Origin of the sequence: Actinomadura sp. KC216 (genome assembly GCF_004348535.1) — a bacterium.
Lineage (GTDB): Bacteria > Actinomycetota > Actinomycetes > Streptosporangiales > Streptosporangiaceae > Spirillospora.
Genome location: NZ_SMJX01000091.1, coordinates 1 through 12,918, shown reverse-complemented (window position 1 = coordinate 12,918; position 12,918 = coordinate 1). Strand labels below are relative to the sequence as shown.

Annotated in this window: 21 protein-coding genes; 7 read left to right on the top strand and 14 right to left on the bottom strand. The window is 71.1% G+C overall.

Annotation, left to right across the window (positions count from 1 at the left end; genetic code table 11):
* Positions 1-35: 35 nt before the first annotated feature.
* From E1264_RS17805 to E1264_RS17755, 12 genes are all read right to left on the bottom strand, one after another.
* Positions 36-485 carry a hypothetical protein gene (locus E1264_RS17805; protein WP_132174849.1) on the bottom strand — a complete coding sequence of 150 codons (450 nt, stop codon included), beginning with the start codon at positions 483-485 and terminating at the stop codon, positions 36-38.
* A complete protein-coding gene (locus tag E1264_RS17800; protein WP_132174847.1) occupies positions 482-682 on the bottom strand; it encodes a hypothetical protein in 201 nt (66 codons plus the stop codon). The genes E1264_RS17805 and E1264_RS17800 overlap by 4 nt, the downstream gene beginning before the upstream one ends.
* Positions 682-1,134 carry a hypothetical protein gene (locus E1264_RS17795; RefSeq protein ID WP_132174845.1) on the bottom strand — a complete coding sequence of 151 codons (453 nt, stop codon included), beginning with the start codon at positions 1,132-1,134 and terminating at the stop codon, positions 682-684. Before E1264_RS17795 ends, E1264_RS17800 begins: the two co-directional genes overlap by 1 nt.
* A complete protein-coding gene (locus tag E1264_RS45355) occupies positions 1,131-1,250 on the bottom strand; it encodes a DUF4175 domain-containing protein (RefSeq protein WP_165964221.1) in 120 nt (39 codons plus the stop codon). Before E1264_RS45355 ends, E1264_RS17795 begins: the two co-directional genes overlap by 4 nt.
* Positions 1,247-1,597 (bottom strand): hypothetical protein, encoded by a 351-nt coding sequence (locus E1264_RS17790; protein WP_132174843.1) that lies wholly within the window; start codon positions 1,595-1,597, stop codon positions 1,247-1,249. Before E1264_RS17790 ends, E1264_RS45355 begins: the two co-directional genes overlap by 4 nt.
* Positions 1,594-1,911 carry a hypothetical protein gene (locus E1264_RS17785; RefSeq protein WP_132174841.1) on the bottom strand — a complete coding sequence of 106 codons (318 nt, stop codon included), beginning with the start codon at positions 1,909-1,911 and terminating at the stop codon, positions 1,594-1,596. Before E1264_RS17785 ends, E1264_RS17790 begins: the two co-directional genes overlap by 4 nt.
* On the bottom strand, positions 1,908-2,957 hold the full coding sequence (locus E1264_RS17780) for a hypothetical protein (RefSeq protein ID WP_132174839.1): 1,050 nt from the start codon (positions 2,955-2,957) through the stop codon (positions 1,908-1,910). Before E1264_RS17780 ends, E1264_RS17785 begins: the two co-directional genes overlap by 4 nt.
* On the bottom strand, positions 2,954-3,286 hold the full coding sequence (locus tag E1264_RS17775) for a hypothetical protein (RefSeq protein ID WP_132174837.1): 333 nt from the start codon (positions 3,284-3,286) through the stop codon (positions 2,954-2,956). Before E1264_RS17775 ends, E1264_RS17780 begins: the two co-directional genes overlap by 4 nt.
* Positions 3,283-3,735, bottom strand: coding sequence for a hypothetical protein (locus E1264_RS17770; protein ID WP_132174835.1), 453 nt, complete (start codon positions 3,733-3,735; stop codon positions 3,283-3,285). The genes E1264_RS17775 and E1264_RS17770 overlap by 4 nt, the downstream gene beginning before the upstream one ends.
* Position 3,736: 1 nt before the next feature.
* A complete protein-coding gene (locus E1264_RS17765) occupies positions 3,737-4,066 on the bottom strand; it encodes a hypothetical protein (RefSeq protein ID WP_132174833.1) in 330 nt (109 codons plus the stop codon).
* Between the two features lie 88 nt (positions 4,067-4,154).
* Positions 4,155-4,337 carry a helix-turn-helix domain-containing protein gene (locus E1264_RS17760; protein WP_132174831.1) on the bottom strand — a complete coding sequence of 61 codons (183 nt, stop codon included), beginning with the start codon at positions 4,335-4,337 and terminating at the stop codon, positions 4,155-4,157.
* Entirely contained in the window at positions 4,337-4,576 is a 240-nt protein-coding gene (locus tag E1264_RS17755) for a helix-turn-helix domain-containing protein (protein WP_165964220.1), read from the bottom strand. Before E1264_RS17755 ends, E1264_RS17760 begins: the two co-directional genes overlap by 1 nt.
* 169 nt (positions 4,577-4,745) lie before the next feature.
* Between E1264_RS17755 and E1264_RS17750 the strand changes: the two genes are divergently transcribed.
* From E1264_RS17750 to E1264_RS17740, 3 genes are all read left to right on the top strand, one after another.
* Positions 4,746-5,279, top strand: coding sequence for a helix-turn-helix domain-containing protein (locus tag E1264_RS17750; protein WP_132174827.1), 534 nt, complete (start codon positions 4,746-4,748; stop codon positions 5,277-5,279).
* A gap of 102 nt (positions 5,280-5,381) precedes the next feature.
* The gene (locus E1264_RS17745; protein WP_132174825.1) at positions 5,382-6,620 is read left to right on the top strand and encodes a hypothetical protein; all 1,239 of its coding nucleotides are present in this window, start codon (positions 5,382-5,384) and stop codon (positions 6,618-6,620) included.
* Positions 6,621-6,651: 31 nt separating this feature from the next.
* Complete coding sequence (locus E1264_RS17740) at positions 6,652-7,422, top strand: SAM-dependent methyltransferase (RefSeq protein WP_132174823.1); 771 nt, start codon at positions 6,652-6,654, stop codon at positions 7,420-7,422.
* Here the strand turns inward: E1264_RS17740 and E1264_RS17735 are convergent.
* A complete protein-coding gene (locus tag E1264_RS17735; RefSeq protein ID WP_207935988.1) occupies positions 7,403-7,594 on the bottom strand; it encodes a DUF397 domain-containing protein in 192 nt (63 codons plus the stop codon). The genes E1264_RS17740 and E1264_RS17735 overlap by 20 nt on opposite strands.
* A gap of 12 nt (positions 7,595-7,606) precedes the next feature.
* Entirely contained in the window at positions 7,607-8,464 is an 858-nt protein-coding gene (locus E1264_RS17730) for a helix-turn-helix transcriptional regulator (RefSeq protein WP_132174819.1), read from the bottom strand.
* 294 nt (positions 8,465-8,758) lie between these two features.
* Here E1264_RS17730 and E1264_RS17725 point away from each other — a divergent pair, with 294 nt between their 5' ends.
* From E1264_RS17725 to E1264_RS17710, 4 genes are all read left to right on the top strand, one after another.
* The gene (locus E1264_RS17725; RefSeq protein ID WP_132174817.1) at positions 8,759-10,171 is read left to right on the top strand and encodes a site-specific integrase; all 1,413 of its coding nucleotides are present in this window, start codon (positions 8,759-8,761) and stop codon (positions 10,169-10,171) included.
* A 176-nt stretch (positions 10,172-10,347) separates the two neighbouring features.
* Positions 10,348-11,052 carry an HAD family hydrolase gene (locus E1264_RS17720; protein ID WP_132174815.1) on the top strand — a complete coding sequence of 235 codons (705 nt, stop codon included), beginning with the start codon at positions 10,348-10,350 and terminating at the stop codon, positions 11,050-11,052.
* A 63-nt stretch (positions 11,053-11,115) separates the two neighbouring features.
* On the top strand, positions 11,116-12,306 hold the full coding sequence (locus E1264_RS17715; protein WP_243710996.1) for a helix-turn-helix transcriptional regulator: 1,191 nt from the start codon (positions 11,116-11,118) through the stop codon (positions 12,304-12,306).
* 177 nt (positions 12,307-12,483) lie between these two features.
* A partial coding sequence (locus E1264_RS17710; RefSeq protein ID WP_132174813.1) for a hypothetical protein occupies positions 12,484-12,918 on the top strand: 435 nt, incomplete at its 3' end.

Sequence of the window (12,918 nt, the reverse complement as noted above, 5' to 3'; positions counted from 1 at the left end):
CGGAGGAAGGGGAGAGGCTGGCGAGGTCGCGAAGTTCACAGGACCCCTTGGGGGCGGGCGATCGTGGCGGCGGCGGCCGTGTGCAGCAGCAGCGCGAGGTGCTCCTCGATCTGGTCGTCGGGGACGGCGTCCACCAGCGCCCGGCACATGTCCCAGTCGCGCGAGGCGTGCGCGGCGACCAGGCGGGCCATCCACATGGCGGACGTGGGCGCGTCCTCGGGGGCGAGCTGCCCCCAGGGCGTCATCAGAAGGGGGCGGAAGTTGCCGCGTCGGCGTGCTGAGCGCGGGACGTCGGCGAGCATGGCCTCGCACCAGACCGCCGCCAGCGCGCGGGCGCCGAGCCGGCCGCTGCGCTCGATCACGTCCGCCGTGATCTGGTGGCCGCGATGGCAGTCGCCGTAGATCGTGGCGGTCAGGGCGCGTCCGGCGAACATCCCGGCGATGCGGCGCGCACCCCAGGTGGCGATGCGCTGAGTGAGGGTCATCGCAGGCCCTCCCACGGCTGGACGACCCAGGACGCGGCGAGGAACTCGCGCAGGCCGCTCTCGGCGATGAGCACTTCGTCGGCGGCCTCGTCCCGGTAGAGCGCGGTCAGCTCACCGGAGGCGACCATGCCGAGCACGTCGTCCTCGTCGATGCGGAGGATCTCGGCGGCCTGCGCGGCGGTCAGGATGCGGCTCATCAGCGACCCGCCTTCCGCTCGTGCTCGGCGGCGGCGCGCAGGGTGGTGATGACCTCGTCCTGCGTGCGTCCGTCCTCGTCGGCCCAGAACTCGATCAGTTCAGGCGCGCGGTCCGGGAGCCAGCTCCTGGCCCGCGCCCTGCGAGGCATCCACTCCGCGACGTCGATCAGGTAGTCGACCAGCGCCCGCTCGGCGGCACGCATCGCCGGGTCGTCCGGCTTATCGAAGAACAGTTCCACGGCGAATGGCACGTGGCCGGTGACGACGGCGATCGCACCGCGCGGGCAGCACGGGCACTGGCGGGAGTCGCGGCGCCGGTGGGCGCCCGTCAGGTTGAGCGGATCGACCTCGCGGCCCTCGGCGTCCTCGAAGATCGTCTTGTGGAACTCGCCGGGCGAGAACCCGTACCGCTCGATGTGGTCGGCGGCGTCGCTGAGGATCCGGCTGTTCACGACCGGCCCCCGATCCACAGGGCGATGACCGCGGCGAAGCCGACCGCGGGTGCGGCCAGGACGACCACGCGGCCGACCGGCGGCAGCATTCGCCACAGGTAGAGGAGCGTCCTCATGAGACCCTCCGGGTCCGCTGACGCTGGCGGGCGGACGGCTTCGGCGCGGGCCTGGACTTGCCGCTCAGGCTCAGCACCGACGGCCGGTACCACACGGTCGCTACGTGGCCGTTGATCGTGGCCTCGACGCACACGGCGACGTCGCCGGGGCCCTCGCCCGTGAGGCAGTGCGCCGCGCCGGGGAGGTCCAGGCCGTGCACGTTGCCGGCAAAGTCCGGGACGACCTGGCCGGTCCAGCCGTTGCGGTGGCGGACGGTCATGCCGACCGGCCAGCGGTCGGCGAGGTCGTCGAGCGTGCGGCGGAGGCGTGCCGGGATCGTGTCCCGGGCAGCGTGGGTGACGATCATGACGGCATGTCCTTCCAGTGGATCTCGGTGAGGGCGATGGCCGCGCACGCGTAGGCACTGGCCATGGCGCTGATCGCGACGCACACTTCGGTCGCCTCGGCGCCGCGGGACCTGTCGATTTCCATGACCGCGTTGGCGAGCCGGGCACCGACTTCCAGCAGCACGCGGCCGAGGGTGAGGTCATCGAGGTCGGGAAGTTGGGTGCGGAACTGGTCGGCGAGCTTGCGGCCCGTCGCCGCCAGGGAAGGCTGACTGCCGAACGCGGCGTCGAGCCCCTTGAGCACCTCGATCTGCTCGGCGGTGAGCGCGGTCATCCCGTCACCGCCTTCGCCCGCTCGATCAGCTGGCCGGGGCGGCAGCTCTGCCGGATGGCGGCGGCCACCGCCCGGTCGAAGGTCGCGCCCTCGGCCTGGTGGACCAGCGCCAGGCGGCAGCCGAACCCGTCCAGGTGATAGGGCGACCACTCGTCGGTCAGCACCTGGTGGATCTCGGCGTCGGTGAGGACGGGCTCCCCGCCCTCCGCCACGGGGCCAGCGGAGGGAGGGGCGCCGTCCGCGCCGTCCACCTGAGAGCTGGAGGACGGTGCGTCCGTCCCCGCCGGGGGCTGGCCGGGTTCGGTGGGTGCCCCGGAGACGCGACCCCCCGGCGCGTCGTCCGGGGCACCCGAGGCGGAGCGGCCGGGTGGGCCGAGGGGCCCGGCGGGTCCGCCTCCTTCGCCCGCGCGGTCACTCGCGGGCGGCTCGGTGGTCTGTTCGGTGGGGGCGTCCCCGGCCGCGCGTGCTTCCCCTCGCGCAGCCGGGGCGCCCTCGCCCGCCTCGCCCCGCACAAGGGGAGTTCGCGGGGCGGCGGGCAGCTCGGTGGGGTGATGGGTGCCCCCGGCCACGGGGTTCCCGGACGCGGCCGGGGGCACCTTGCCCGCCTCGCCCGGGAGAGGGAGTGGCGTGGCGGGCGTCTCGGGGATGGTCTCGTGGACGACCTCGCGGATCGCCTTCGCGGTGGGCTTGCCGCCGGTGCGGTGCATGACGGCGTCCCACACGCGGCGCATCCGGCTCCGGTCGTCGAGCAGCGGGGCCAGCTCGCGGGCCTGCCGCTCGGAGGTGACGTCCGGCAGCTCGGCGACGACCTGCGCGGCCTGGATCAGCCTGTTCCCGTGCGTCTTGGACAGGCCCCACCGCTCTGCGCAGTACGCCTCGAAGGTCTCGTGCGTCTCCCGGTAGAGCCGGTTGTCGCGGATCTCCAGCAGCGCGGCGCCCACGGTGACGAAGACCTTCAGGCCCTTGCGGATGGTGCGCTCGGCGCGGGCGAGCTGGTCGCGCTCGAAGGCGTCGAGGTGCTCGGTCATGTCGAGGTGCTCGGTCATGACGCTGCCCTCTCCGGCTCGACCGCGTCGCCGTACGTCATGAGCGCCCGGTACCGCGCCATGCAGGCCGAGGTGATCGCGACGGCCTCGTACGTCACCGGCCCGAACGAGCGCGCGACGGTGTAGTGGCCGCCGTCCGCCGTCTCCTCCGGCTCGGCCCCGAGGATCTCCGCGATGCGATCGACCTCCGCGCGCTCGTCGGCGTCGTCCCCCTCGCGGACCGAGAAGGACAAATCCGGCCGGGGCAGCGGCAGGTCGGGGTGCGCCTCCAAGAACTCCGTCAGCTCCCGGAGTCCGGCCACGAAGGCGGCGCGGTCGTCGGTGCTCATGAACGCCGCCCGTCCATCACGCGCCGGTCGTCCCGCTCGATCAGCTCGGCGACCTGCCGCTCCAGGTCGACCACGCGCTGCACCAGTGCCTTGTGGGCGGTGATCAGGTCGGTCAGCGCGTCGCACCATTCGCAGCGCGCGAGGCCCTCCTCGATCCCGTGTCGGCCGTTGCAGTGCGGGAGGATGACCGGCTTGTCGTTCGGCGTCGGCGCCGGCTGACGCACCGGGGCCACGGCGGTGTCCCACGGCCGCCGCTCCGGCGGTACGTCCAGGTGCTCGACGACCACGACCTCGCCGTCGCCCGCGTCCGAGGACGCGGGGGTCTGGTCCGGGTCGGGCATCTGCGCGACGACGTCGGCGGGCTCGCTCGGCGGGCCGTCGGGGTCGCTGGCCTCGTACAGGTGGCCGATCGGGATGCCCCACTTGCGCATGCTCTTGGGGAGCCTCATGTCAGGCACCGGCCTCGCGGACCGCGTCCTGGATCATCCGGATCGCACTCAGGCAGTCCTCGCGGGAGATCGAGTCGTCGCCCTTGTTGTGGGCGATGTGCTCGTATATCTGCTCGGCGTCACAGCCGGACGGGAGGTTGGTGTTCCAGTCCTCTTCGACCGCGAATCCGATGCCGATCAGGCCGAACTTCGGGAAGCCGACGATCGCCTGGCGCTCGCTGAGCTTCACGCGGTACAGCCAGTAGTCCTCGTCGATCGCGGGCGTGAGCATCGCCGGTCCGGCGTGGACGGTCTCATCCGGTTGCGCCTTGGTCTCCAAGACCAGATCCATCAGGGGGTCCTCTCGTAAGATCGGAGGTGCAGGAGGTCCTCTCCGCACCCGCCGGGGTCTGGTAGCGCAGGCCCCGGCCTTCGTCTGTTCAGGTCCGGTCGAGCCAGGCGTCCACGTCGCGCCTGCGGTAGAGCACGGAGTGGCCGACCTTGCGGGGCTTCGGCCCGATCCCCTGCGACCGCCAATTCGCCAAGGTCTTGGGGGACTTGCGCAGGTAGGCGGCGACCTCTTTCGGGGTCGCGAGCGCGGGCAGCGGGTGCGGCTCGGCCATCACGCACTCCTCTTGCGGGTCCGGCGGCGGGCGGGCTGTGCACCCTCGGCCTTGATCTGCTGCAGGTCCTCGCGGGAGAAGAGGATCGTGCGGCCGATGCGGTGGTGCGGGATGGTCCGCGCGTATGCCTGCCGCCGCAGCCAGTTCGGCGTCTTCTTGATCAGCGGCGAAGCCTGCTCCGGCGTGAGCAGCAACTCCTCGGGGTCGCCGCCGGACGCGGGGGTCATCGGTTGGGCCATGGCCCGATGGTATGCATAGCTAGGCGTATGTAGCAAGTAGCTAGGCATGAGATACGTGTAGAAACGTCTATCGGTAACGAACAGACGTCTACGTACGCCAAGGGACGTTTACATGTGCGTAGGAATGAGGGACACTACGACCGTTCTGCCGTCAACCGGGAAGCCACCAATGAGCAGGACCGTGGAGTTGAGTCCCCGGCAGCGCGAGCTCCTGGCCGACGCGGTCGCCACACGGCGCGACGAGCTCGGCGTCACCCAGGCCGAGCTCAGCGCGCAGAATGGGGGGCGTCCTTCGCTCGCCACGATCGGTCTGATCGAGCGCGGGGACCGCGCGAGTGTGCGGCGCGGCGTGCTGCGAGACCTGGAGGACGCCCTGCGCTGGGAGCGCGGCAGTGTCGAGGCCGTGATCGCCGGGCGCGACCCGACGCCCATCGGCAGGCAAGAGCCGGCGCCTGAATCCAATTCCGAACCCTGGACGATTCTGGCGAGCCTGACCGAGCTTCCCGAGGGAGCCCGGTATCCGGAGATCGTCGGTGACGACAAGTTCTTTCAGACGATCTGGGACTCCCCGGACGCGCCCGAGGATGACCGCGTCTACGCGATCATCGCGGTGACATCCCACCGGCTGAAGAAGAGCCGTCACCGCGGCGGCGCCCGTGCCGCCGCGGCGCCGTCCAGTCGGAAGGAAATGGATCGGGCGTAAGGTAACGAATCGCTCACGGAGCGATGAACGTCACCAACACAACGTCGTGACGTGTTCAACTACCCAGGCGGGACCGGGGGCGGACCACGCAAGGGGACAGGGATGCACGATCCCTACCAGGAGGACCAGGCGCGCGAGGAGGAGATCGCTCGCCTTCAGGCCCTCATGGACGAACTGGACCACATGCCGGGTGCGGACCCGGTTCCTGTGGAACTCGCGGCGCTGCTCGACGCGCCGGACGACTGGCGGACGGGACGCGTGCCGCTGGCCGACGGCCGCCGCATGCTGATCGTCCTTCTCGGCGACGGGATCGCCACGGCGGACGATCTGCACTCCTACTTGCTGGCGGCAGGCGAGGCGACCGTCCCGGCGGAGGGCGTCGAGTCCGTCCAGCGCCGCGCACTCCCGCGCCCGCTGGCCGGATACGCCACCGACGGGACGCTCGTCACCCTGGCCGACTGGCTCGGCAAAGGGGACGCGCGCGGAGTCCTTCGCGAGCTTCGGGGCCGCCGCGTGCCCAGGCGCGCCAGCGGTCCGGCGGCGCGGGGCGAGCGCCGCCTGTGGGGCGTGGCGATCCTGCCCGCCCTGCTCGGCGTCCGCAGCCTGCGCGAGATCCTGCCGGGGGTCATGGTTCCCGCGCCCATGGCGGGAACGGCGAGCACCGCCATGGGCGCGGTCGCCCCGCTGGCCACGGCCGCCGCGATCGCGACCGGGCCCGCGGTGCTGCCCGCGATGGACGGAGTGTTCGGGCCCGTCCACCATCACCGCGACGTGGTCAAGGCCCGCATCCTGGCGCCCGAGGAGCTGCCGCCCGCACTGCCCGAGCTGCCCCTCACCCGGCGCGAGGAGGGTGGATCGCTCCAGGAGGGCGCCTCGGCGCCCTCATTGGGAGCCAGGGCGGACGCCGAGCCCGAGGAGGTCGAGCCGGAGGAGGTCGCACAACCGCCCGCGCCGACGTCTGCGCCGAGCCCCGCGCCGACTCTTTCACCAGCACCCCAGCCGGGAGAATCCAAGACGCCGACGCCGACGCCTGCGTCCTCCGCCGAGCCCGCTGCCGAGCCCGCCGCTGGGCCAGCCGCGGAACCGACGCCCGCGCCGACCGAGGGCGTTCTCGCGCCGCCACCGACCTTGGACGCCAGCGTGAAATCCGCCGAGCCGCCCGCCGAGGACGGTGGGATGCAGGTGCCCGACGCCCCCCAGTCGTCCGAGCCGCAGGTGACGGACGAACCTGCGGCGCCAGTCGGCGGCACGCCGGGCGAGGACGCCGACGCCCCCGCCCTGTTTACCTTCAGCTGGCCGATCGTCCAGCCGGGCAGCCCGCCATGGAGTGGCCTCCCCTGACGCCTGCAGCACTCAATGAGGAGTGAGTGGCATGCACGAGATCGATGTTTCCCAGCCCCACGCTGCCCGCGTGTACGACTATCTGCTCGGCGGCAAGGCCAACTACGCGGTGGACCGGGCCCTGGCGGAGCGCTTCTTGCGGGACTGGCCTGAGCTGGCCGACCTGGCGCGCGCCAACCGGGCATGGATGATCCGGGTCGTGCGAACTCTGGCCAGCCAGGGGATCGACCGGTTCCTTGACATCGGCTCCGGCCTGCCCACCGCCGACAACGTCCACCAGGTCGCGCAGCGGATCGCCCGTGAAGCGCGGGTCCTGTATGTGGACAACGACCCGGTCGTCCTCACGCACGGCAGGTCGTTGCTCGCGGCGGACGAGAGGGCCGAGTATGTGGAGGCGCCAGCTCAGGACGCGGCCACGATCCTGGACCGCGCCGATGCGTTCCTGGACCGCGACCGGCCGGTGGTGGTGCTCATGTCCGCGGTGCTGCACTACATGCCCGAGCCGCCCGCGGACATCGTCGCGCCTTACGTGCGGTGGATGCCGCCCGGCAGCCACCTGGCCATCTCCCACGTGGCGCTGGAGGGCCACGATCCGGAGCTGCTGGCGCGCATTCGGGAGGAGTACCCCCAGCAGCATGTCCGGCCGCGCGAGGAGATCGAGGCCGCGTTCGCCGGGCTGGAGATGCTGGAGCCGGGACTGGTGGACGCGCAGCGGTGGCGGACCGGCGAGGATGCTCCGGTCGGTCCACAGCCGTTGCTGGCGGGCGTCGCCAGGAAGCTGGCTACTCGCCGGGCGCCTTGATCGAGGCGAGCAGGCGGGCGAAGTCCGCCTCACGGAGATTCAGCACAGGACCGCCGGGGTCCTTGGAGTCGCGGACGCGGACGGCGCGCGGGGTGCGGGAGACCTCGACGCAGTTGCCGTCATCGTCGCTGTGGCTGCTTTTGCGCCAGTTGGCGCATGGTTGAAGTTTCACGGCGTGGCCAATCTAGCGGGGAAGTTCACCCACCAGCCTAGCGATGAGCCTCCGCGTGTGATCCTCCGTCAGGGAGGTGTCGATCAGCTGGACGTGGTCGCGCAGGAACTGGCCGACCTGCTCGGGGTCCTCGATCCACATCGCGCCGCCGGGGGTCTCCAGGTAGACGACCTCCGGGTCGCTGCGCTCGGCGAAGTCGATCACAACGAACGGCCCCTTGGCCGGTGCCGCGCCCGCCGAGAACGGCAGGATCTGCAGGATGACGTTGGGCAGCTCCATCATCTTGAGCAGGTGCTCCAGCTGCTCGCGCAGCACCGCCCGCCCGCCGACCTCACGCCGCACCGCGCCCTCGCCGATGACGGCCCAGACGTGGACAGGCGAGGGGCCGGTGAGCAGGTGCTCCTGCCGCCCGGTCCGCACCCGCACCCGCGCGTCCACGTCCGCGGGGTCCAGGCCGGGCCGGCGGCCGGTGATCAGCGCGCGTGCGTACCCGGCGGTCTGGAGCAGGCCGGGGATGTTCGACAGCTCGTAGGTACGCAGGCTGACGGCCTCGGCCTCCAGGCCGATGTAGGCGTCGTAGTCCCGGCTTATCTGCGTGCGGTAGGTGTCCCACCAGCCCCGCTCGCGAGCCTGGGAGACCAGCTGCAGGATCTCTTCGCGGCGTGGGTCTTCGACGCCGTAGGCGTCCAGGAGCTTGATGACCTCGGCGACGATCGGCTTGCGCGGCGCGGCCTCCAGGCGCATCACCTTCTGCCGGGTCCAGCCCAGAGCCGCGGCGACCTCGGCAGCGGTGCGGCCGTCTTCGGCCCGCAGCTCGCGCAGCACCATGCCGAGGCGGCGCTGTCTGAGTGTGGGCGATATTCGAGTCACGGCCACCTCCGCGCGTGATCATTCACCGCCACACTCCATATCATGACAGTGAAATTCGTACGGTACAAATTCTTGACGTGAATCGATTCAGGCCCCACTATGGACAGACCGTAAGGCCCGTGGTCAGGGATCACCGCTGGCGCGGTGGCCGAGGTGTCCAAAGCCCCCGGTCCCGCGCCGCCACTGCGTCAGCGGCTCCCCGCCCCCATCACCTGCGGATGCATCCATCACCAGCAGCTCCCGCCGCGAGGGTGAGTGCTGCCCCGCGCGGGCAGCCGACCCTTCGGAGAATCGATGGCGGTCTACGACCGATGGCACACCCGTAAACCCCGGAAGGATCCCGCGACCGGCAAGCCGGTCAAGCCGTGCAGGCACAGCACCAAGGCGACGGAGTACTACCCCTCGGCCTCCCACGGCCAGGGCCTGCGCTGGCAGGTCCGCTGGTACGACGTGAGCGGCAAGCAGTGCACCCGCAACTTCGCCAAGAAGGAGGGCAAGGACCCCGAGGTCCATGCCGACGCCTTCTGGTCCGAGATCGATCACGAGCTGAAGACCGACTCGTACGTTGACCCGGCCACGGGCGAGATGACCTTCGAGGAGTACGCCCGCGCGATCCATTCGGTGCGGGAGCTGGACGAGAACTCGCGCACCGAGATCACCATGCAGCTCGCCAAGCACGTCTTCCCCGTCATCGGCTTCTTCGATCTGCGCACCCTCTCGAAGAAGCCCTCCCTGATCCAAGGGCTGCTCGCGGCGATGAAGCGGTCGGGCCTGGATGCCACGTCGATCCGGAAGGTCGTGCGGCTGGTCAGCACCGTCTTCGTGTGCGCGATCGAGGATGAGGCGATCGACCGCAATCCGGTCAAGTCCAAGCTCGTCACCCTGCCGAAGGTCACCAAGCCCAAGATCGTGCCGTGGACCGGGGCGCAGGTGGCGGCGATGCGTCAAGAGCTGCCCGAGGCATACCAGGTGATGGTCGACTGCGGCGTCGGGCTCGGCATGCGGCAAGGGGAGATATTCGGCTTCTCGCCCGACGACGTCGAGTGGCTGAAGGCCAAGCCCAAGGTGCGCATCAGGCGGCAGGTCAAGCGCATGCGCACCGAGGATGGCAGGTGGGTTCTGGTCTTCGCGCTCCCCAAGAACCAGAAGGAGCGCGAGGTCCGGCTGCCGGAGGCGGTGAAGACCCAGCTGTCCGAGCACGCGCGGCTCCACCCGCCGGTCAAGGTCACGCTGCCCTGGGAGAAGCCCGACGGCAAGCCGGTGACGGTCAAGCTCTTCTTCCCCGCCGAACCCTCCCGGCGCCACCCGAAGGGCGCGAAGCCCGAGCCGCCGACCGCTTGGCGGCGGACGCGGTTCAACGCCAACGTCTGGCGTCCCGCCCTGCGACGCGCGGGCATCGTCGGCGAGCCGGACCCGGCGGCGCCCGCGAGGGCGCGCGACGCCAACGGCATGCACGCCCTGCGGCACTACTTCGCCTCGGTCCTGCTGGCCGGCGGAGAGGGGATACCGGCCGTGTGTGAGTGGATGGGGCACGCCAAGCCGAGCATCACGCTGAACCTCTACGGGCACCTGCTGCCCGACCGCGAGGACCGGATGACGGAGATCATCGATGGCGTCTTCGCGCGGGTCCTGACGCTCGACCCGTCGCAGTACGAGGTCGTCGACGGCGAACAGGGTGCACTGGAAGTGCACTCCCAGGACGGCTGACACGCCGCGCCGCAGGTCAGAGCCCTATCGGGACGTCCCGCGTTCAGTTCAGGATGTTCTGCCGGGCACCCTGGGGTGACCTGCGGCCGGACCCCGACTCGCCGGGCTGACCTGGCGGAACACCTCTCTGGAGTTCCCGAAGCAATCTCTACTCTTCCCGGCCCCAGGTGCACTCGATGTGCACCGCCGGGAAGGCTTCGGGAACTCTGGGGGACCGGACGGAGGGCCGCCCGTACGCTAGTGCGGTGATCTCTGTGGTGTTCGATGTCGGCGAGACCCTGGTGGATGACTCCCGGGAGTGGCGAGCGTGGGCCGATTGGCTCGGCGTCCCACCTCACACGATGTCGGCGCTTGTGGGGGCTGTGACCGCCCAGGGGCGTGACAACGCTGACGCACTTCGGCTCATCCGGCCGGAGCTCGATGTGGCCGTCGAACGTCGTGCCCGCATCGCTGCTGGGTGCGGTGAGCAGATCAGCGAGACCGATCTATACGACGACGTCCGTCAGGCCCTGTCGGAGCTGCGCGCCCAAGGGCTGTGGGTCGGCGTCGCGGGGAACCAGACCTCGCGTGCGGGTGACTGCCTGCGTGCCCTGGACCTGCCCGCCGACGCGATCGCCACCTCGCAGGAGTGGGGAGTGGCCAAGCCGGATCCGGCGTTCTTCGCCCGGCTGATCGAGTGGGCGCCCGGCGCGCCCGGCGACATCGTGTACGTGGGCGACCATCCGGCCAACGACATCGGGCCGGCCAAGGCCGCCGGACTGCGGACGGCGCTGGTGCGCCGGGGCCCATGGGGCTACCTGTGGGCAGACGATCCGGACGGCGGGCAGGCCGCGGACTGGCTGGTCGACCGTCTGACCGACCTCCCGGCGCTGCTGCGCTGAAATCCGGTGGCCGCGGGCGGCAGAGATGTACGGTGCATCCAGGACCTACCCACGGAGCCCGCGGTGACCCCGGATAGGCAGGTCGGCCAGCGCATCGCCGCCATGCGTGTCGCGCGCCGCCTCACGCAGGCGCGGCTGGCCGAGGACGCGCACATCTCGCTGAGCATGCTGCGCAAGGTGGAGCAGGGCTCCCGCTCGGCGAGCGACCGCGTCCTGGTGTCGGTCGCCGCCGCCCTTGGCATCGAGCCGGACGCCCTCACCGGCCGCCGGGTCCGCACCGACAGCCGGGTGCACGCCGCAGTGCCCGACATCCGCACGGCGATCGACGCCTACGACATCCCCGACGACGGGCCTGTGCGCCCGATAGAGCAGCTGCAGCAGGCGACCGTGACCGCGACGCAGCGACGGCTAACCTCGCAGTACACCCGGCTGTCGGAGGAGCTCCCGCCGCTGCTGACGGAGCTGTCGCGCGCGGTGCTGGACGGAGGCCCGCGCCGCCGCCCGGCCGCGAGCCTGCTGGCCGCGGCCTACCGGTCCGCCGACGCCGTGGCCTACAAGTACGGCTACTACGACCTGTCGGCCCGGCTGATCGAGCTGATGCGTCGGTCGGCCGACATTGCCGAAGATCCGGCGCTGATTGCCACGGCGGCCTACGTGCGGACCGAGGTGTTCTTCGCCGCTGGCCGCAACCTCGCGCCGGGGCTGCGCGCCCTGGAGACCGCCTTGGACGACCTCCCCGAGTTGGACACACCGGACTTGCGCGCGGCGGCTGGCGCCCTGCACATGCGCGCCGCCGTGGTGGCCGCCCGACTGACCGAGGACTCCGCGGTCGTCGACCAGCACCTCAAGCAGGCCCGGCGCCTGGCGAAGGGCGTTCGCGAGGGTGTCTACAACGGCACGGCCTTCGGCCCGGCCTCGCTGCATGTGCACGAGGTCTCAGTCGCCGTCGAACTCGGCGACGCTACGCGCGCTGTCGAACTCGCCAGGGACGCCAGGGGCGGCCGGAGGAAGGTCCGTCTCGACGCGCTGCCCCCCGAGCGCCGCTCCCACTACGCCATCGACCTGGCCCGCGCGCAGCTCTGGCTGGGTATGCGCGACGAGGCGTTCGCCTCGCTGCAGACCGCCCGCCAGATCGCTCCCCAGCACGTGCGCGAGCATCCATTCGTCCGAGATGCCCTGGTAACTCTTCTTCGCCTGCACGTGTCGCCTCCGCACCCTCTGGTCGCATATGCCGAGTGGGCGCGCGTCATTTAGCCAGCTCAGCACGGTGACACCAGGTGTGTCACTTCCCTGCCTTGTGAGGCACCAGCATCGGTGCACGGGTCCAGAACGGCGATAAGGCCGTCAGGCCCTCAAGAACAAGGCGGCCCCGGCCCACTGTTAGCCCAGTGGGGAGTCCGGGGCCTGACCGGAAGTGAGGTCCGGCTGACGATGACCATATCCGAGAGCGCCGCCCGGCTCCGCGAGGCCCACCCCGACTGGCAGATCGAGTACGTCGACAGCAAGGACGTCCCGTGGCTCGCCATCCGCGAGCCCTCCGAGGACTGGATCGGCGGGCACCCGGTGGCCGAGGCCAAGGTCCCCGGGATGCTGGAGCGCCTGATGAGCCAGGCCGTCGACCTCGCGGCGCTCGCGTCCGGCGCGCGCCGCGAGCAGCGCATGGAGGACCTGAAGTCTCTGCGCGAGACCTTCCCGGGCTGGGCTTTCGAGCTGAGCGGCACGCGGCCGTACTGGCGCGGGCAGCGCAGCTACCTCGACTACGTCGACCGGCCCGCCGCGATCACCGATGTGCGGGGCAACGACCCGAACGAGATGGCCCTGCTTCTCTGGCGCATCCAGCGCGCCGAGGCGGGCCTGGACGAGGGG